The following is a 17,769-nucleotide window of genomic DNA, read 5'->3' as shown; positions in this document are numbered from 1 at the left end:
TCCCGCGGCCCGCGTCCTAACCCCCACACCCCCCCCGGGCGCGCTGCCGTTGCCTCTTCCCACCCCCCCCCCCCGCCGGTGGGTGGGCCTATTCCACGCCGAGGGAGACCTCGGTGGACTTGATCAGGACCTTGACGGCCTTGCCGTCGGCGAGCGCGAGATCGTCGGCGGCGGCGCGGGTGATGGAGGAGGTGATCTCGTCACCGCCGGCGAGCCGGATGCGCACCACGGCCATCGCCTCACCGCGGGTGACCTCGGTGACGGTTCCATCGAGCTGATTGCGAGTGCTGAGCTTCATGCTGGTGAGCCTAGTCACGCGAGCGACCGGAAATCACGTTGTCTGGACGGTTGCTATATCACTGTGCCTGCGGCTGTGATCCAGGCGTGCCCATTCATCGCGCGGGTAGCGTGGCTGGGGTTGGTGTTCACACGCGATTCACAGGAGACGACACGGGTATGCGGCTGCATCGGTGGTGGGAAGATGTCGTGGTGGCGCACGGCCGACTGCCACTGGCATGCCTGCTGCTGGGATTCATCGTCGGGTTCCTGCTGATCCGAATCAGCGTGCGGCTCATCCGCAAACAGGTGCGCTGGTGGCCCGGCAATGTGCGGGCCGGGGACGTGCACATCCACCACATGGTCTTCGGCGTGATCCTGGTGCTCGGCTCCGGCATGGGCCTGGTCGCGCTGTATCAGAGTTCCGTCGGCGTGATCAGTGCGCTGGCCGCGGTATTCGGCGTCGGCGCGGCGCTGGTGCTCGACGAGTTCGCGCTCATCTACTACCTGCGCGACGTGTACTGGGAAGAGCAGGGCCGCACGTCGGTGGATGCGGTGTTCGTCGCCATCGCCGTGACCGGACTGCTGCTGCTGGGCTTCCACCCGCTGTGGCTGCTCGATATGGGCGATGTCCGCGATCTGCGCACCGATCAGAACGTGCCCGAGCGTCTCTTCACCATCGGCTTCGCGTTGATCAATCTGCTGCTGGCGGCCATTGTCATTGCCAAGGGCAAGATTTGGACCGGTCTGTTCGGCATGTTCTTCCCGCCGCTGCTGGTCATCGGCGCGCTGCGCTTGAGCCGGCCGGGCGCGCCCTGGGCGCGCTGGCGCTACGCCGCGGGGTCGGGGTTGATGCGGCGCGCGATGCGCCGCGAACGCCGCTATCGCCGTCCGGTGATCCGCGCCAAGATCTTCGTGCAGGACCTGCTGGCCGGTAAACCCGACGCCGCGCACGTGCTACGCGCCGCCGAGGAGGAGTTGGCCCGGACCGTGGTCCCCGCCCCGCCCGCCCCGCCCTCGACGCATCTGCACCTGATGCCCGGCTGGAAATCGGCCGAGCGCCCGGTGGAGTCCCACCCGGCGGACCGGCCACCGGAATCTATCGATAGCCAATAGGTTGCTGACGGCCGCTTCGCGTGCCAGTGTTGAACGATGGGCTACGTTGTCGGCGACTATCTGCTCGATCGGCTCCGCGACCTGGGCGTCACCGAAATATTCGGCGTCCCGGGCGATTTCAACCTCCAGTTCCTCGACCACGTCATCGCGCACCCCGACATCCGCTGGATCGGCAGCGCCAACGAGCTCAACGCGGGCTACGCGGCCGACGGCTACGCCCGCCTGCGCGGCATCGGCGCCGTCCTCACCACCTACGGTGTGGGCGAGCTGAGCGCGGTCAACGCCATCGCGGGCAGCTATGCCGAGCATGTTCCGGTGGTGCACATCGTGGGCGTCCCGGCCAAGGACATCCAGGCGCATCACCGCGTCATCCACCACACCCTCGGCGACGGCGACTTCCATCACTTCCGCCGCATCGCCGCCGAAGTCACCTGCGCGCAAGCCGATCTCGGCGCGGCCGACGCCTGCCAGGAGATCGACCGGGTGCTCAACTCGGTCCGCGTGCACCGGCGACCCGGGTACCTGATGTTGGCCACCGACACCGCGCGCATCGAGGTGGCCCCGCCCGCGACGCCGCTGGCCCCGCCCGCCGACTTCTCCAGCGCCGGCGCGCGGAAGGCCTTCGAGCACGCCGCGCGCGAATTCCTCGCGCGCCACCGGGTCACGGTCCTGGCGGACATCTTCGTCGACCGGGTCGGGGCGACCGACCGGTTGCGCACCCTGGTCGGCCCATCGCTGGACCAACCGGACGGTCTCCCGCACGCCACGCTGGCCTGGGGCAAGACCGTGGTCGACGAATCCGCCCCCAACTTCCTCGGCATCTACACCGGCGCGGCCTCGCCACCCGAGGTGCGCGCCGCCGTCGAGGACGCGGAACGGATCGTCACCGTCGGCGTCCAATACACCGACAGCATCACCGCGGGTTTCAGCCAGCGCATCGATCCGCGCCGGACCATCGACATCGGCCCCGAGCGCACGGTCATCGGGGGAGTGGACGCCTTCGCGCCGCTGTCGCTCACGGCCGCGCTGGAGATCCTCATCGAGCTGTCCGCCGAATTCGCGCAGCCCGCACCGCTTCCCGCCCACGCCGACCCCGCGGCCGCCGACCCGCCCGCCGACGCGGACCCGCTCACCCAGGCGGCACTGTGGCCGCTGGTCGCCGAAGCCCTCGGCAACAACAACATCGTGGTGGCGGATCAGGGCTCGGCCTTCTTCGGACTGGCCACCCTGCGCATGCCGACCGGCATCACCTTCCTGGGCCAACCCCTGTGGGGCTCCATCGGTTACGCGCTGCCCGCCGCCCTGGGCGCGGGCATCGCCTGCCCCGACCGCCGTGCGGTGCTGGTCATCGGTGACGGCGCGGCCCAGCTCTCCATCCAGGAGCTGGGCACCTGGATTCGCGAGCAGATGAACGGCGTCATCATCCTGGTCGACAACAACGGCTATGCCATCGAACGAGCCATCCACGGCCCCGACGCCCCGTACAACGACATCACGCCGTGGCGCTGGGCCGAATTGCCGCACGCCTTCGGCGGTGATGCCGAATCCGTGCTGACCTTGCGCGCGAGTACCGTCGGCGAATTGCGGGAATGCTTGAAAGCCGCAGCGGCGGAGCAGGATCGATTGATCTTCCTGCAGGTCGTCACCGGGACGACCGATTATCCGCCGCTGGTCTCGGATATCGCGTCCGCGCTCACTCGCGCGAACACGCGTTCCTGATCAGTAGGGCAGCGTCTTCAGCGTGTCCATGCTGTAGCCGAATTCCCAGGTCTGATTGACCTTGGAATCGAAACCCTCGAGGACCGGGGTCGGATAATTCCGGGCGTCGAGGGAGAGCGTGCCCAGTTTCCCGCTGTATTCGTGATTGCCCGAACCCAGGCCCGACAGTAGCCGGGTGGGAAACGGGAACGCCCACGAATTGCAGAAGTCGGTCGCGCTCGATCCCTGCAGCATGACCGGCGTGCCCGCGAGTGCGGTCTTGGGGACGCCCAGGGTGTAGACGTAGCCGTGCTCGTCCTCCATCTCCAGGGTGTATTGCGCACCCGGAGTGGCCCAGCCGATATTCCAACGGCAGAACGGGGGCAGGACGCCTTTGTCGTAGACCGCGAGCCGCGGCACGAATCCCTGGGCCGTGTGGGCGGCATGCAGAACATTGGGATTTTGGCCGTCGGTGCGGGTATTGGCGATGAGGATCTGTGAATAGACGGGTGTACCCATGGCTGAACTCATTCTAAGACCCGAGCACACGGGACATGCTACTACCGCGTGGCCAGTCCGATCGGCGGATTACCAAGGGGCACAGGGTATTTCGCTGCGATTCACAGGGTGGCATCCGTCCGGTGCGTGCCACCCGCGCCGACGAACCGTGCCTTCCTCGGCGACCGCAACGGTCCGGCGGCTATTGTCGACCAGTCGGTTGTCTTGCTGACACCCCCCGGCGACCCCCGATTCACAGCTTGGTTCGCTGGTCTGGCACAATACTCAGGTTGCCTTGGGCGCACTCATGCCCGGGCACCGCCCAATATCCGGAGCATGAACCGGTCGAGCGCCCCTCGCGGGGCCAGCCGCCAGGTTCCTCTGTTCGCGCGAATCCAAATAAGGACGGAAATGAACACCCTCGACTTCGTCGACGCAGGCTCGCTGCGCAACGACATCCCGGACTTCCGCCCGGGTGACACGGTCAACGTGCACGTGAAGGTTATCGAAGGCAACAAGGAACGCGTCCAGGTCTTCAAGGGCGTCGTCATCCGTCGCCAGAACGGCGGCATCCGCGAGACCTTCACCGTGCGTAAGGTCTCCTTCGGTGTCGGCGTGGAGCGTACCTTCCCGGTGCACAGCCCCAACCTCGACAAGATCGAGGTCGTGACCCGCGGTGACGTGCGTCGCGCCAAGCTCTACTACCTGCGCGATCTGCGCGGCAAGGCCGCCAAGATCAAGGAAAAGCGCTGAGGTAGCAGACCTCCGCACCGAGTCGCTTCGGCTCGACAGCACCGAGCCCGCATCGGCTCGACAGCGCCGAGTAGCCCGGCACCGCATGGATCTTCGCGGTGCCGGGCTACTCTGTTCCGGTGGCAGACGAGAGCGAGTCGGTGACGACGTCCGGGTCGGGCGATGGGAACCGGGCAGACCAGCCCGAAACCTCGCAGACCCCCGGGACTTCCGAGAAGCCGGAGACCCCCGAGGGCTCCGACGCCCCTGAGGGCTCCGAAGACTCCGAGGCGAAGCCGAAGAAGAAGCAGCGCCCGTTCTGGCAGGAACTCCCCATCCTGGTCGGTTTCGCCGCGCTGATCGTGGCCCTGCTGGTGACCTTCATCGGCCGGCCGTACGTGATTCCCTCGCAGTCCATGGAACCCACCCTGCACGGCTGTGCGGGCTGCACCGGCGACCGCATCTACGTACAGAAGCTGAGCTACTACTTCGGCGATCCGAAGCCCGGCGACGTGGTGGTGTTCGTGGGGCCGACCAGCTCCTGGAACAGCCACTACAAGTCGATCCGCTCTTCCAACACCGCCGTGCGCGGGGTGCAGAACTTCCTGTCCTTCTTCGGCCTGGTGCCGCCGGACGAGAACGATCTGGTCAAGCGGGTCATCGCCACCGGCGGGCAGACCGTGCAGTGCTGTGACGCGCAGGGCCGAATCCTGGTGGACGGCAAGCCACTCGACGAGCCGTACGTGAAGTTCAACAACCCGTTCGATCCCGCGCACCCGGAGGTGCAGTTCAACGCGGGCGGCCGTGCCTTCGGCCCGGTCAAGGTGCCGGACGGCAACCTGTGGGTGATGGGCGACAACCGCGCCGAATCCGCCGACTCCCGCTATCACATGACCGACGAACTGCAGGGCACCGTCCCGGTCAAGGATGTGCGCGGCAAGGCCGTGTTCAAGATCTGGCCGCCCAGCCGGATCGGTCCGGTCCGGGCGCAGGACCCCCAGTAGAACCGGCGAACGCGGGATAATCGATCGGTGGGGAATACGGTGAGCGCCGCCGCGAGCCGGAAAGCACGCGGCGGCAAGAAGATTCAGCGGATCGACCGCGGTGACTGGCCCCCGCGCGTGATCATGCGGTCCGCCGCGGGCAAGCGCACGCTCGAGGCGGCGCTGATCCGCAGCGGGCTGGGACCCGTGGCGGGTGTGGACGAGGCCGGGCGCGGCTGCGCGGCGGGACCCCTGGTCGTTGCCGCCTGCTTGCTACCGCCCAAGGCCTACACCTCGCTGGCCGGTCTCGACGACTCCAAGAAGCTCACCGAGAACGTCCGCGAACAGCTCTTCCCGATCATCAAGCGGCTGGCCCTGGCCTGGCAGGTGGTGGTGATCCCGGCGTGGGAGATCGACGCCATCGGCATCCACGTCGCCAATATCGAGGGCATGCGCCGCGCGGTGGCGGGCCTGGATCCGGTGCCCGGCTACGTGCTCACCGACGGCTTCCGGGTGCCCGGCATTCCGGTGCCGTCACTGCCCGTGATCGGCGGCGATGCCTCGGCGGCCTGTATCGCGGCGGCCAGCGTGCTGGCCAAGGTGACCCGCGACCGCATGCTGGTCGAGATGGACGCGCAGTATCCGGGCTACGGGTTCGCCGCCCACAAGGGCTACAACACGCCCGAGCACAACGAGGCGCTGACCCGCCTCGGCATCACTCCCGAGCACCGTCGGTCCTGGCGAAACGTCCGGGAGACCGGCCGAGTGGCTACCGATACGGCGTATGCGGGATGATGTCTCTACACCCAGTCGTTGGGCGACAAGGAGGACGTTCCACCCGATGAGCGCCGAGGACCTCGAGAAGTACGAAACCGAGATGGAGCTATCCCTGTACCGCGAGTACAAGGACATCGTCGGCCAATTCTCGTACGTGGTGGAGACCGAGCGTCGCTTCTACCTCGCCAATTCCGTCGAACTGCGACCGCAGAACGCCGATGGCGAGGTGTATTTCGAAGTGCGGATGTCGGATGCATGGGTTTGGGACATGTATCGGCCCGCGCGCTTCGTGAAGCACGTGCGCGTGATCACCTTCAAAGACGTGAATATCGAGGAGTTGGAGAAGACCGACCTGCGGCTTCCGGAGTAATCCACAGGCTGTCGGCTATCCACAGCTCCGCTGTTTTCCCAGTTCGGCATGGCCGGGCCCACGACGGGCCCGGCCATGCTGGCTGAATGGCACAGCATCTGGCGCTCGGAGCGCAGGGGGAGGAACTGGCCGCGGGTTTTCTGCAGGCGGCCGGGATGGAGATCGTCGCCCGCAACTGGCGATGCCGATTCGGCGAGCTCGACATCATCGGCCGCGACGGCGAGATCACCGCATTCGTCGAGGTCAAAACCCGCACCGGCCTGACCTGCGGCCGCCCCGAGGAAGCCGTCACCTACCGCAAACAACGCCGCATCCGCGAGTTGGCCGCCCGCTGGCTCCGCGAACAGGACGGCCCCTGGCTGCGCGTCCGCTTCGACGTGGTCTCGGTCCTCCTGCTCCCCGGCCGCACCCCGGAGATCCGCCACCTCGAGGCGGTGTTCTGACATGCCTCTCGGCAGGGCCTACTCCGTAGCCGTCAACGGCGTCGAAGGCCAACTCGTAGAAATCGAAGCCGACATAGGCCAAGGCCTCCCCTCCGTCCACCTGGTAGGCCGCCCCGACACCACCCTCCAGGAATCCAGAGACCGCGTCCGGGCCGCGGTCAGCAACTCGGGAGAGAAATGGCCCGACGGCCGCGTCATTCTGGCCCTCTCGCCGGCCACCCTCCCCAAGGTCGGCAGCGTCTATGACCTTGCCCTCGCGGGTGCGGTCCTCGACGCGGCAGGTGCCGTCCCTTCCAACCGGCTGTCCGAATCGGTCCTGCTCGGCGAACTCGCCCTCGACGGCCGGGTCCGCCGCGTCCGCGGCATCCTCCCCGCGGTTCTCGCCGCTCGCACGGCGGGCCGCCGGACGGTGATCGTCCCCACCGACGCCCTGCCCGAGGCCGGGTTGGTGGACGGCATCCGCGTCCTCGGCGCGGCAACCCTGATCGAATTGCTGGACTGGCTGCGCGGCGGCGGCGAACTCGCCCACCCGGAACCGGTCGAGGTCCCAGCTCCCGCGTCGATCGGGGACCTGCGTGAGGTGGTCGGACAGGACGAGGCGCGCTGGGCGCTCGAGGTCGCCGCGGCGGGCGGTCACCATCTGTTGCTGACCGGGCCACCGGGCATCGGCAAAACAATGCTGGCGCAACGCCTTCCAGGGCTACTGCCACCCTTGCGGGAGCGGGACTCCCTGGAGGTGACGGCGATTCACTCGGTGGCGGGCACGCTGTCCGACGATGCGCCACTGGTCACCGCGCCGCCGTTCGTGGCTCCCCATCATTCGTCGTCGGTGGCGTCCATGATCGGTGGCGGTTCGGGTTCGGCCCGCCCGGGAGCCGCGAGTTGTGCCCATCGTGGCGTGCTGTTTCTCGACGAGTGCGCGGAAATCAGTACCAAGGTGCTGGAGGCCCTTCGAACTCCCTTGGAGGAGGGCGAGGTTCGCATCGCCCGGCGTGACGGGGTGGCGCGCTATCCCGCGCGCTTCCAACTGGTGATGGCGGCCAATCCCTGTCCGTGCGCACCGGCCCGCGATATCGATTGCATCTGTGCGCCTTTGGCCCGCCGCCGATACCTCGGCAAGCTCTCCGGTCCGCTCATGGATCGGATCGATCTGGCGGTCCAGATGCATTCGCAGGCAGCCGGAGCCTTCAGCGGCGACGAGGTCGAATGCAGCGAGGTGGTCCGCGCCCGGGTGACCGCCGCACGCGAGGCCGCGTCGAAACGCTGGGCCGATCTCGGCATGTCGACCAATGCCGAGGTCCCGGGACACGTGCTGCGCCAGCGCTTCCGGCTCCCACGAGAGGCGCTGGCTCCGGTGGAGAACGCCCTCAAGCATGGCCGCATGTCCGCTCGCGGTGCCGACCGCGCCATCCGGGTCGCCTGGACGATTTCCGACCTGCGCGGTGGCGAGATGCCGAATGCCCACGACATTCTGCAGGCTTTGAGTTTCCGGCAGCGAGGTGTGGCATGAATGCCGATGAGCGGCGGCTGGCCTGGGTGTATCTGTCGCGGGTGGTGGAGGGGCCGTGTGCGGCGTTGTCGGCGTTGATCGAGGGGGTGGGGGTGGTGGAGGCGGCTCGGGCGGTGCGGGAGTGTGCGTTGCCGGAGGTGTTGCGGGGGCCTACCGAGTTGCGGCGTGGGATCGACCGGGCCGAACAGGATTTGGCGCACATCGAGCGGCTCGGAGGGCGGGTGGTGACGCCGGATGATGCGGAGTGGCCGGCGTGGCGGCTGCTCGGGTTGGGGCAGTTGGATCCGGCCTACGATGCGGATGGGGCTGTCCCACTGGTGTTGTGGGTGCGGGGGAAGAGATCATTGCTGGAAACCACCGAGCGGTCGATCGCGGTGGTGGGTGCCCGGTGTAGTACCGGGTACGGCAATCACGCGACGGGGGAGATCGCGGGTGAACTGGCCGCGCGAGGTTGGACCGTGGTGAGCGGGGCAGCTTTCGGGATCGACGGGATGGCCCATCGGGCTGCGCTCGCCGTCGGCGGGATGACGATTGCGGTGTTGGCCTGCGGGCCGGATCGGCCGTACCCGGTGCAGCACGATCATCTGCTTGCCGAGATCGCCGATACCGGGCTGGTTGTCACCGAATACCCGCCCGGGACATCGGCGCGCAAACACTATTTTCTTGCGCGGAATCGGCTGATCGCGGCGCTCGCGGACGGAGTTGTGGTGGTGGAGGCCGGGATTCGCAGCGGGGCTCGCAACACGGTGAAATGGTGCCGTCGGTTGGGCCGACCGGCCATGGCGGTGCCCGGACCGGTGACGTCGGCGGCCTCGGTCGGATGTCACCGGATGATTCGGGAGGGGGAGGCGTTCATCGTCACGCGTGCGGAGGACATCCTCGATGAGGCGGGGCCGCTGCGGCTTTCGCTGCCGGGAGCGGTCCCGCCTAATCAGGAGGACAACCTGTCGGGTGAGGAGGCGCTCGTTTATGCCGCGCTGCCCGGCACCGGGTCTCGGTTGCCGCGGGCGGTGGTCACCGATACGGGGTTGTCGCTGCCGGTGGTGCGAGCCACGTTGTCGGCGTTGGAGATCGCCGGGCTGGTCGGGTGCGATGGGAACGGCTGGTATCGCATGGGTTCTTAGTCGGGCAGGCCGGCGAGGCGGTGTGGGGCGAGGAGTTCGGCGATCGTTTCGGGGGTGAGCAGGCCGAGTTCGGTGGCTACCTCGGCGACCGGTTGGCCGGTGCGCAAGGCGTGCTTGGCGATTCGGGCGCTGGCGGCGTAGCCGATGTGCGGGGTGAGGGCCGTGACGATGCCGATGGAGTGGTTGACGCCGGCGGCGAGGTGGTCGCGGTGGGCGGTGATGCCGTTGACGCAGCGGGTGGCCAGGGTGTCGGCGGCGGCGGTGAGGTGGGCGGTGGTGCGCAGCAGGCTGTAGGCGATGATCGGTTCGAAGGCGTTGAGCTGGAACTGCCCGCCCTCGGCGGCCATGGTCACCGTCAGGTCGGCGCCGATGGCCTCGAAGGCGATCTGGTTGACGGTCTCGGGGATGACCGGATTCACCTTGCCGGGCATGATCGACGAACCCGCCTGCACCGGTGGCAGCGTGATCTCGCGCAAGCCGGTGATCGGCCCGGAAGCCATGAGCCGCAGATCATTACAGGTCTTGGACAGCTTCACCGCGACCCGCTTGAGGATGCCCGACACCTGGACGAACGCCCCGCAGTCCTGGGTGGCCTCGATCAGGTTCTCGGCCGGAACCACCTGCTCGCCGGTGAGTTCGGTCAGCCGTGCGCAGGCCAGCGCCGGGTACAGCGGATGGCCGTTGATCCCCGTGCCGATGGCGGTGCCGCCGAGATTGACCTCGCGCAGCAACGCCGTACCTTCCGCCAGCCGGGCGCAGTCCTCGCGCAGCATGATCGCGAAGGTGGCGAACTCCTGGCCGAGGGTCATGGGCACCGCGTCCTGCAACTGGGTGCGGCCCATCTTGATGACATCGGCGAATTCGGCCGACTTGCGGGCGAATTCGTCCGCGAGCCGTTCCAGCGCCCCGACCAGCTGCCGGATGTGCCCGATGACAGCGAGTTTCACCGCGGTCGGATAGACGTCATTGGTGGACTGGCCGAGGTTGACGTGATCCAGCGGATCGAGTTCGGCGTAGTCGCCGCGCTCACGGCCGAGCAGTTCGAGTGCACGATTCGCGATGACCTCGTTGGCGTTCATATTGGTCGAGGTTCCCGCACCGCCCTGGATCGGGTCGATGGGGAACTGGTCGTGCAGCGCGCCACCACGGATTTCCGCGCAGGCCGCCTCGATGGCGTCGGCCCGCCGGTCATCGATCAGCCCGAGTTCCCGATTGGCCTGGCAGGCGGCCTGTTTCACGGTGGCCAGGGCGATGATCAGCGCCGGGTACTGGCCGAGCCGCTCCCCGGAGATGGCGAAATTGTCGAGTGCGCGGGCGGTGTGCACACCCCAGTAGGCATCCCGGGGCACCGCGAGTGCGCCCAGCGAATCGTGTTCGGTGCGGGTTTCGGTCATGGTCGGCTCCATCCGATCGGCTTGTGGCTGGCGGGGAAGAGAGGGAAACACGGTGGCGGGAACTCAGTGGCCCGCCGGGGATTCGGTGAGTTCACCGAGCAGATTGGTAGTCATCCAGCGCCGCAGCTCGGCGGTAGTGAGCCCGAGGCTCGCGAGATGGCCAAGCTTGGCCAGCGCGGCCTCCCGCGTCATGTCGCCGCCTCCGATCGCGCCCGCGCCCAGCAATGCCCGTCCCGGCTGATACAGGCTCAGGTCGACGGATCCGCTGTCGCAGTGCGTGATCACCACGACCGGTGTGCCGCGCCCGGTCGCCTTGCGGATCGCATCGACCGCCGCCACGGAGGCGGGCATGGTTCCGGCTCCGTAGCATTCGAGCACCACGCCACCGTGATAGATGCGCAGCGCGGCATCGAGCAGATCGGTGTCCATCCCGGGGAAGACGGTGAAAAGACCCACCGGGGAGGCAGTTTCGGCCTCTACCGCCGCGACCGGAGACGCGATCGCGGTCGGTGGCGGGGTGTGCGGGCGCACGGTGACGAAACCGTCGCGCCCGTGGCTGCTGCGCTTGCTGGCCCGAACGGCCGGATGCAACCGCGACCCGAAGGCGATGAAAGTGCCCGAAGCAGGTTGGGTGGCAATCGAATCCAGGGCCAGCAGCAGATTCTCCCCGGCGTCGCTGCCCGGCTGCCCGAGCGGGATCTGCGCACCGGTCAGCACCACCGGAACAGCGAGGTCGTGCAGTTCGAATGCGAGGCGCGCGCCCGTGTAGGCCATGGTGTCGGTGCCGTGGATGAGGATGACGCCGTCGGGCGGGGTACCACCCTCGGACCGGGTGACCCGGAGCGCGGCGCGCACCTGCTCGGCGATGACATCGACGGTGGCCGGATCGGCATGGGCACTGTCGATCACGTGCTCGAGTTCGCGGTAGCGGAACTCCACCGGGATCCCGGAACGATCGGTGTAGGCGTCGATCAAGTCGGCCACGTCGCCGCCGATCCCGGTGCGCGGACGCAGCCCGTCACCGCCGTCGACCATGCCGAAGGTGCCTCCGGTGTAAAGGATTTCGACGCGCAGTATCGCGATATCCAGCGCCACTGTCTCGCAGGCGATGTCGGTCATAGTGCGGGCTTCCCTTCCGTAGCAGCGGAATCGAGGTTCGCGAGGACGTCGGGGTTGAGCCGCCCACGCACCCGGTACCACCCCGCCACCATGGCGATCACCACGACCACGAACGCCGCCAGCGTGATGCGCCCGACCTCGGCGTCGAAGAACATGAGCAGCACGACGGCCACCAGGAATCCGAGGGTGAGCACATTGAGCACGGGTGCGTACGGCAGCCGGAATTCCGGCCGCGCGTACTCGCCCCGCTCGGCGCGGCGCACGAAGATCCAGTGGCACACCATGATCGAGGCCCAGGTGCCCACAATGCCGAGTCCGGCCAGGTTCAGCACGATCTCGAACGCCTTCTGCGGCACCAGCAGATTCAGCACCACACCCGCGATACCGACGGCACTGGTGAGGAGGATCCCGCCGTAGGGCACGCCGCGACGGTTCATCCGCGCGGCGAAGCTGGGCGCGGTTCCGGCGACCGCCATCGAGCGCAGGGTGCGCCCGGTGGCGTACAGCCCGGCGTTGAGGCTGGACATGGCGGCGGTGAGCACCACCAGGTTCATGACGTCACCGGCGTGCGGAATGCCGATCTTGCTCATGACGGTGACGAACGGGCTTTCGCCCGCGGAGTAGGCGGTCCACGGCAGCAGCAGGGTGAACAGCACGACCGATCCGGCGTAGAAGAACACGATCCGCCACATGATGGAGTTGACCGCCTTCGGCACCACCGCCCGCGGATTGTCGGATTCGCCCGCGGCCACGCCGATCATCTCGGTGCCGCCGAAGGCGAAGACCACGCCGAGCGCGATGGTCAGCATCGGGGCCAGTCCGCGCGGGAAGATGCCGCCGTTGTCGGTGATGGTCGACAGCCCCGGCGTATGCCCGCCGATATCGGTTCCGGTGACGAGGAAGCCGATGGCCACCAGCATGAACAGCACGATGGTGCCGACCTTGACGAGCGCGAACCAGAACTCCATCTCGCCGAACAGCTTGACGGACACCACATTCAGGCCGACCACGATCCCCAGCGCGATCAACGCGAGCACCCATTGCGGCACCGCCACGAACATCGACCAGTAGTGCACGTACAGCGCGACCGCGGTGATGTCGGCGACGAGGGTCGTCGACCAGTTCAGGAAGTACAGCCACCCCACCGAGTAGGCGCCGCGCTCACCGAGGAATTCGCGGGCGTAGGACACGAACGCCCCCGACGAGGGCCGGTACATGACCAGCTCGCCCAGGGCTCGCACCACCATGAAGGTGAAGATCCCGCACACGATGTAGACGATGGCCAGCGACGGCCCGGCCAGGGCCATGCGGCCGCTGGCGCCGAGGAACAGGCCGGTGCCGATGGATCCGCCGATGGCGATCATCCGCAGGTGCCGGGTGCGCAGGTGCTTCTGATAGCCGAGATCACCGGCGTCGACCCGTTCGGCCGGGGCCGTCTGGGCGGTGGTGTGCGCCGCGGACGGCGGCTGGTCGAGCTGCATGGGAAACCTTCCTGGGGGCCGCGTTCAGCCTCCGTGAGCGGTGGATCTGCGCTCATGCAGTAAGGCTGTCAGGCTGTAAGACAGGTGAACCGTAATGGCCGTCACACCGGCTGTCAATGACTTGATGGCTCACCGAGCCGCGCCACCGGGCGAGTGTTTTGCGTGCCTCGAGCCGGGTCGCCCATACTGGTCGCGTGACGGTCGAAGAGGGGCGAGTGCAGCGCATCGGCGCTACCGAAGCCGTCTTCCGCCGACTCAAATCCCTGATCACCGGTGGCGAGTACGCGATCGGCGACCGGATGCCGGGTGAGATCGCGCTGGCCAAGGAATTCGGTGTGAGCCGGCCCGTGGTGCGCGAGGCGCTGCAAGCCTGCGCCATTCTCGGGCTCACCGAAACCCGCACCGGCCGAGGCACTTTCGTCATCTCCACCGAGGAGAACGCGCGACTGACCTTCGCCGGTATCGATGCCGGGGATCTCATCGAGGCCCGCCGCCTGGTCGAGATTCCGGCCGCCGGTTTCGCCGCCGAACGGCACACGCCCGAACAGCTGAATCATCTGTTCACCCTGCTGGACACGCTGGCCGCCACCACCGACCCGAGCGAATGGGTCCGCCACGATGGCGAATTGCACACCGCCATCGCCGCGGCCAGCGGAAACAAGATGCTGACCTCGATGGTCGCCGACACCCGCCGCGCGCTCGACGTGCAGTCGGAGTTCCTCAACCGGACCCAGGACCGTCGCGCCGACTCCGATCGGGAACACGAGGCCATCGTGCGAGCCATCGAGGCGCGCTTGCCCGAAGACGCTCGCCGCGCGATGTCCGAGCATCTGGAGCGGGTCGCCGAGACCGTCGCTCGCATCGACGGCTGACAACCCACCGGAGGGCCCCGTGTCGGCGAGGGCGCTTGATATCTCCCGGAATCGGGGTCAGCGTGGGGGAATGAGTGAGTTGCCCGAGGACCTGGAGGCATTGCTGGCCGAGTACGGGCGGCATTTACGGCTGGGGCGCAACCGGTCCGAGCACACCGTGCGGGCATACGTGGGCGACGCGCGGGGCTTGCTGGAACACCTGCTGAATCGCGCCGTGGATTCCGGTGTGGGGGAGCTGGATCTGGCGCTGCTGCGGTCGTGGCTGGCGGCGCAGGCGAATTCGGGGGCGGCGCGGACCACCATGGCCCGGCGGGCCTCGTCGGCGCGGACGTTCACGGCGTGGCTGACGCATACCGGGAGGTTGACGGCGGATCCGGGGCCGCGGCTCGGCTCGGCGCGGGCGCATCGAGTGCTGCCGTCGGTGCTGGGCAAGGACCAGGCGCGGGCGGCCATGGAAGCGGCCGAATCCGGTGCCGCGCAACAGGATCCGATGGCGCTGCGCGATCGGTTGATCGTGGAGATGCTGTACGCCACCGGTATCCGGGTCAGCGAGCTGTGCGGGCTGGATATCGAGGACGTGGATCGCGAGCGGCGGCTGGTGCGCGTGCTCGGCAAAGGAAACAAGGAGCGCGCCGTACCGTTCGGCGGCCCCGCCGAGCAGGCGCTCGAAGCCTGGCTGCGATTCGGGCGCTCGGCCCTGGCCACGCCGGAGTCGGGGCGTGCCCTCCTGCTCGGGCGTCGCGGCAAACGAATCGACCCCCGACAAGCCAGAACGGTTGTGCACGAGGTCGTCTCCGCAATCCCGGGCGCCCCCGACATCGGCCCCCACGGATTCCGCCACACCGCCGCCACCCACCTGCTCGAGGGCGGAGCCGACCTTCGCGTAGTGCAGGAAATCCTCGGCCACGCCAGCATGGCCACCACCCAGCTCTACACTCACGTCTCCATCGAACGGCTCAAAAAGGTGCACGACCAAGCACATCCGCGCGCGTGACCGCCTTGCGTGCCTGAGCATGATGGCGGGGTGAGTGAGATGTTTGTTCCCGAATCGGTCGAGCTACTACCGGGGGCGGCCGATTCGCCCGTGGTACTGCATGTTCCGCACTCCGCCCGCACGATTCCCGCCGCCGTGCGCGCGGATCTGCTGCTCGACGACGGAGCGCTCGAGGCCGAACTCGATGCCATCACCGATGCGCATACCGCGCGGCTGGCCGAGTTGGCGGCGGACCGGTCGCCGGCGCGGCCTTGGCGGTTCGTGAATCGGCTCTCCCGGCTGGTGGTCGATCCGGAGCGGTTTCCGGATGAGCGGGAGGAGATGCTCAGGGTCGGGATGGGTGCAGTGTATACCGCGACGACGGAGCGGAAGCCTTTGCGCGGCGCCGATTTCGATCAGCGGGAGCTGCTGGATCGCTACTTCCACCCGTATGCGCGGGCGATGACGGAGTTGGTGGCCGAGCGGCTGGCCGCGGTCGGCCGGGTCGTGATCATCGACCTGCACTCGTATCCGGAGCGGCAGCTGCCCTACGAGTTGCACGGCTACGGCCCGCGCCCGCCGATCTGCCTGGGTGCGGACGCTTTTCACACCCCGCCCGAATTGCTCACCCGTGCCGCCGGGGTTTTCGTCGACTTCGGTGAGGTCGGGGTCAACAGCCCGTTCGCGGGCACGTATGTGCCGCTGGAGTTCTACGGTTCCGACGCTCGGGTCGCCGCGTTGATGGTGGAGATCCGGCGCGATCTGTACCTGCCCGAGCCCGGCGGGCCGCCCGGTCCGGGAATAGATCGGCTTGCGGCGGCGCTGGCCACCCTCGTAGCCGCCGTCTCCTGATCAACGGGATATCGGAAACGCTATCGACGAGCTATCGGAATTCGTGCTAGCGTCACTTAGGTAATCCTAATAATGGAGGTGGCCCCTTGGCACGCACACGCATAACGCTGGTGGTCCAGAACACGATCCGCCTGACCGATCATCTGATCCGCGTCCGCCTCGGCGGCCCCGGCTTCACGTCCTTCCAGCCCAACGACTCCACCGACGCCTACGTCAAGCTGGTGTTCCCGGGACCCGACGGCGAGACCGTGCGCACCTACACCGTGCGCGAGGTGGATCTAGCGGCCCAGGAGATCGCCATCGATTTCGTCTACCACGGCGACGAGGGCGTCGCCGGTCCGTGGGCGGCCGCGGCCGAGCCGGGCGACACCATCGAATTGATGGGCCCCGGCGGCGGGTACGCGCCGCGCGCCGACGCCGACTGGCACCTCTTCGCCGGAGACGAATCCGCGCTCCCCGCCATCGCCGCCGCCTGCGCGGTCCTGCCCGCGGATGCCGTCGGGCAGGTATTCCTGGAGGTCGCCGGTCCCGGCGACGAACTCTTCTTCGCGTATCCGGAGGGTGTGGCGCTCACCTGGATTCACCGTGGCGACGCCGCGCCGGGGGAGGCGCTGGCCGCCGCCGTTCGTTCCGCCCCCTGGCTGGACGGCACCGTGCAGGTCTTCATTCACGGCGAAGCACGGGCCGTCATGCACGATCTGCGTCCGTACATCCGCAAGGAGCGTGGCGTCCCCGCCGCGTGGGCGTCCTCGATCTCGGGCTACTGGCGGCTCGGCCGCACCGAAGAGGGCTTCCGCCGCTGGAAGTCCGAGCTCGCCGAGGCCGAGAAGGCGGCTCCAGCAGGCGTTTAGCCGATTCGAATCAGACGAAACCCTCGTCGACGAGTTCGAATCCGTTCGGGCGGACCACATGTCGCTGCCCGGAGCCGCCGACCACCCGGCACCAGCTCTCGACCGTCAGCTCGGGGACATCGCCGGGCTGCGTCAGCTTGATGCTGAAGCCGCCGTACATGCGGGGCACCGCCATCCACATGGCGGGCTCGGTCGCCTCGGTGAGTGGACCCAGCTGCGGCAGCCGCTGGCGCGCCTTGTGTACGAGATCGTAAGCGCGGCTGTCGATTACGGCGTGCAAGACATGCTCGAGCTGGGCAAGCCGCGGTGGTGGGACCGCGTGCCGCGGCTGCGGGGTGAGCACCTCCAGCAGATGCTTGTGCCCGCGCTCCGCGGCGATGTCGGCGGGCGTCTGGCCGGTCGCGCAGCGCAGCGTCCGCCATGCCCCCACCGCGACGAGTTGCTCGGCGACGGATACCGGGCCGCCGTGCCACGCGAGTTGATGCAGCGGCGCGTATCCGGAGGACCCGCCGACCCGGGTCGAGTTCGAGCGGGTCGGCCACTCGTCGAACTCCTGCGGCCCGCCCCCGAGCAGACTCACCAGCCGATCCCACCGGCCGTCGTGCGCGGCATCGGCGATCGCGTCCGCGTACGCGACGATGTCCTCCCGCAGCGCAGTCCGTTCCTGAATTCCCCACCACTGCAACCCCATGCGACGCAG

The 17,769-nt window shown here is 68.1% G+C and carries 19 protein-coding genes; 13 read left to right on the top strand and 6 right to left on the bottom strand.

Features of this window, described 5'->3' with window-relative positions; genetic code table 11:
- Positions 1-88: 88 nt before the first annotated feature.
- Positions 89-298, bottom strand: coding sequence for a molybdopterin-binding protein (locus tag ACFXHA_RS14515; RefSeq protein WP_379356609.1), 210 nt, complete (start codon positions 296-298; stop codon positions 89-91).
- A gap of 164 nt (positions 299-462) precedes the next feature.
- Between ACFXHA_RS14515 and ACFXHA_RS14510 the strand changes: the two genes are divergently transcribed.
- Together ACFXHA_RS14510 and ACFXHA_RS14505 are read left to right on the top strand one after the other, a co-directional pair.
- Positions 463-1,392, top strand: a complete 930-nt coding sequence (locus ACFXHA_RS14510; RefSeq protein ID WP_379356707.1) for a hypothetical protein — start codon at positions 463-465, stop codon at positions 1,390-1,392.
- A 36-nt stretch (positions 1,393-1,428) separates the two neighbouring features.
- Entirely contained in the window at positions 1,429-3,111 is a 1,683-nt protein-coding gene (locus ACFXHA_RS14505; RefSeq protein ID WP_379356607.1) for an alpha-keto acid decarboxylase family protein, read from the top strand.
- Here the strand turns inward: ACFXHA_RS14505 and ACFXHA_RS14500 are convergent, their stop codons facing one another.
- The gene (locus ACFXHA_RS14500; RefSeq protein ID WP_379356605.1) at positions 3,112-3,609 is read right to left on the bottom strand and encodes a hypothetical protein; all 498 of its coding nucleotides are present in this window, start codon (positions 3,607-3,609) and stop codon (positions 3,112-3,114) included.
- 390 nt (positions 3,610-3,999) lie between these two features.
- Here ACFXHA_RS14500 and rplS point away from each other — a divergent pair, with 390 nt between their 5' ends.
- The 7 genes from rplS (at position 4,000) to dprA (ending at position 9,527) form a co-directional block, all read left to right on the top strand.
- Positions 4,000-4,341 carry a 50S ribosomal protein L19 gene (gene rplS / locus ACFXHA_RS14495; RefSeq protein WP_379356603.1) on the top strand — a complete coding sequence of 114 codons (342 nt, stop codon included), beginning with the start codon at positions 4,000-4,002 and terminating at the stop codon, positions 4,339-4,341.
- Positions 4,342-4,655: 314 nt separating this feature from the next.
- Positions 4,656-5,324 (top strand): signal peptidase I, encoded by a 669-nt coding sequence (lepB, locus tag ACFXHA_RS14490; protein ID WP_379356705.1) that lies wholly within the window; start codon positions 4,656-4,658, stop codon positions 5,322-5,324.
- 90 nt (positions 5,325-5,414) lie between these two features.
- Positions 5,415-6,098: a ribonuclease HII gene (locus tag ACFXHA_RS14485; RefSeq protein WP_379356703.1), complete on the top strand. Its 684-nt coding sequence runs from the start codon at positions 5,415-5,417 to the stop codon at positions 6,096-6,098.
- A 46-nt stretch (positions 6,099-6,144) separates the two neighbouring features.
- On the top strand, positions 6,145-6,450 hold the full coding sequence (locus tag ACFXHA_RS14480) for a DUF2469 domain-containing protein (protein WP_019929973.1): 306 nt from the start codon (positions 6,145-6,147) through the stop codon (positions 6,448-6,450).
- A gap of 86 nt (positions 6,451-6,536) precedes the next feature.
- Positions 6,537-6,893 (top strand): YraN family protein, encoded by a 357-nt coding sequence (locus tag ACFXHA_RS14475; protein WP_379356601.1) that lies wholly within the window; start codon positions 6,537-6,539, stop codon positions 6,891-6,893.
- A gap of 1 nt (position 6,894) precedes the next feature.
- Positions 6,895-8,403 carry a YifB family Mg chelatase-like AAA ATPase gene (locus ACFXHA_RS14470; RefSeq protein WP_379356599.1) on the top strand — a complete coding sequence of 503 codons (1,509 nt, stop codon included), beginning with the start codon at positions 6,895-6,897 and terminating at the stop codon, positions 8,401-8,403.
- Positions 8,400-9,527, top strand: coding sequence for a DNA-processing protein DprA (gene dprA, locus ACFXHA_RS14465; RefSeq protein ID WP_379356597.1), 1,128 nt, complete (start codon positions 8,400-8,402; stop codon positions 9,525-9,527). The genes ACFXHA_RS14470 and dprA overlap by 4 nt, the downstream gene beginning before the upstream one ends.
- On the opposite strand, the gene ACFXHA_RS14460 is transcribed toward dprA, so the two are convergent.
- From ACFXHA_RS14460 to ACFXHA_RS14450, 3 genes are all read right to left on the bottom strand, one after another.
- Positions 9,524-10,921, bottom strand: coding sequence for an aspartate ammonia-lyase (locus ACFXHA_RS14460; protein WP_379356595.1), 1,398 nt, complete (start codon positions 10,919-10,921; stop codon positions 9,524-9,526). The two genes, dprA and ACFXHA_RS14460, sit on opposite strands and share 4 nt — an antisense overlap.
- Positions 10,922-10,984: 63 nt before the next feature.
- Positions 10,985-12,040, bottom strand: coding sequence for an asparaginase domain-containing protein (locus tag ACFXHA_RS14455; RefSeq protein WP_379356593.1), 1,056 nt, complete (start codon positions 12,038-12,040; stop codon positions 10,985-10,987).
- Entirely contained in the window at positions 12,037-13,521 is a 1,485-nt protein-coding gene (locus ACFXHA_RS14450) for an amino acid permease (RefSeq protein ID WP_379356591.1), read from the bottom strand. The genes ACFXHA_RS14455 and ACFXHA_RS14450 overlap by 4 nt, the downstream gene beginning before the upstream one ends.
- 194 nt (positions 13,522-13,715) lie before the next feature.
- On the opposite strand from ACFXHA_RS14450, the gene ACFXHA_RS14445 reads away from it, so the two are divergent.
- The 4 genes from ACFXHA_RS14445 (at position 13,716) to ACFXHA_RS14430 (ending at position 17,069) form a co-directional block, all read left to right on the top strand.
- Positions 13,716-14,393 carry a FadR/GntR family transcriptional regulator gene (locus ACFXHA_RS14445; RefSeq protein ID WP_379356589.1) on the top strand — a complete coding sequence of 226 codons (678 nt, stop codon included), beginning with the start codon at positions 13,716-13,718 and terminating at the stop codon, positions 14,391-14,393.
- A gap of 70 nt (positions 14,394-14,463) precedes the next feature.
- Entirely contained in the window at positions 14,464-15,387 is a 924-nt protein-coding gene (locus ACFXHA_RS14440) for a tyrosine recombinase XerC (protein WP_379356587.1), read from the top strand.
- 39 nt (positions 15,388-15,426) lie between these two features.
- Positions 15,427-16,218 carry an N-formylglutamate amidohydrolase gene (locus ACFXHA_RS14435; protein ID WP_379356701.1) on the top strand — a complete coding sequence of 264 codons (792 nt, stop codon included), beginning with the start codon at positions 15,427-15,429 and terminating at the stop codon, positions 16,216-16,218.
- An 86-nt stretch (positions 16,219-16,304) separates the two neighbouring features.
- Positions 16,305-17,069: a siderophore-interacting protein gene (locus tag ACFXHA_RS14430; protein WP_379356585.1), complete on the top strand. Its 765-nt coding sequence runs from the start codon at positions 16,305-16,307 to the stop codon at positions 17,067-17,069.
- Positions 17,070-17,079: 10 nt separating this feature from the next.
- Here the strand turns inward: ACFXHA_RS14430 and ACFXHA_RS14425 are convergent, their stop codons facing one another.
- Complete coding sequence (locus ACFXHA_RS14425) at positions 17,080-17,760, bottom strand: hypothetical protein (RefSeq protein WP_379356583.1); 681 nt, start codon at positions 17,758-17,760, stop codon at positions 17,080-17,082.
- Between the last annotated feature and the right edge of the window lie 9 nt (positions 17,761-17,769).

The organism is Nocardia sp. NPDC059240 (assembly GCF_042753865.1).
Lineage (GTDB): Bacteria > Actinomycetota > Actinomycetes > Mycobacteriales > Mycobacteriaceae > Nocardia.
This window is presented reverse-complemented; position numbering and strand designations above follow the sequence as displayed.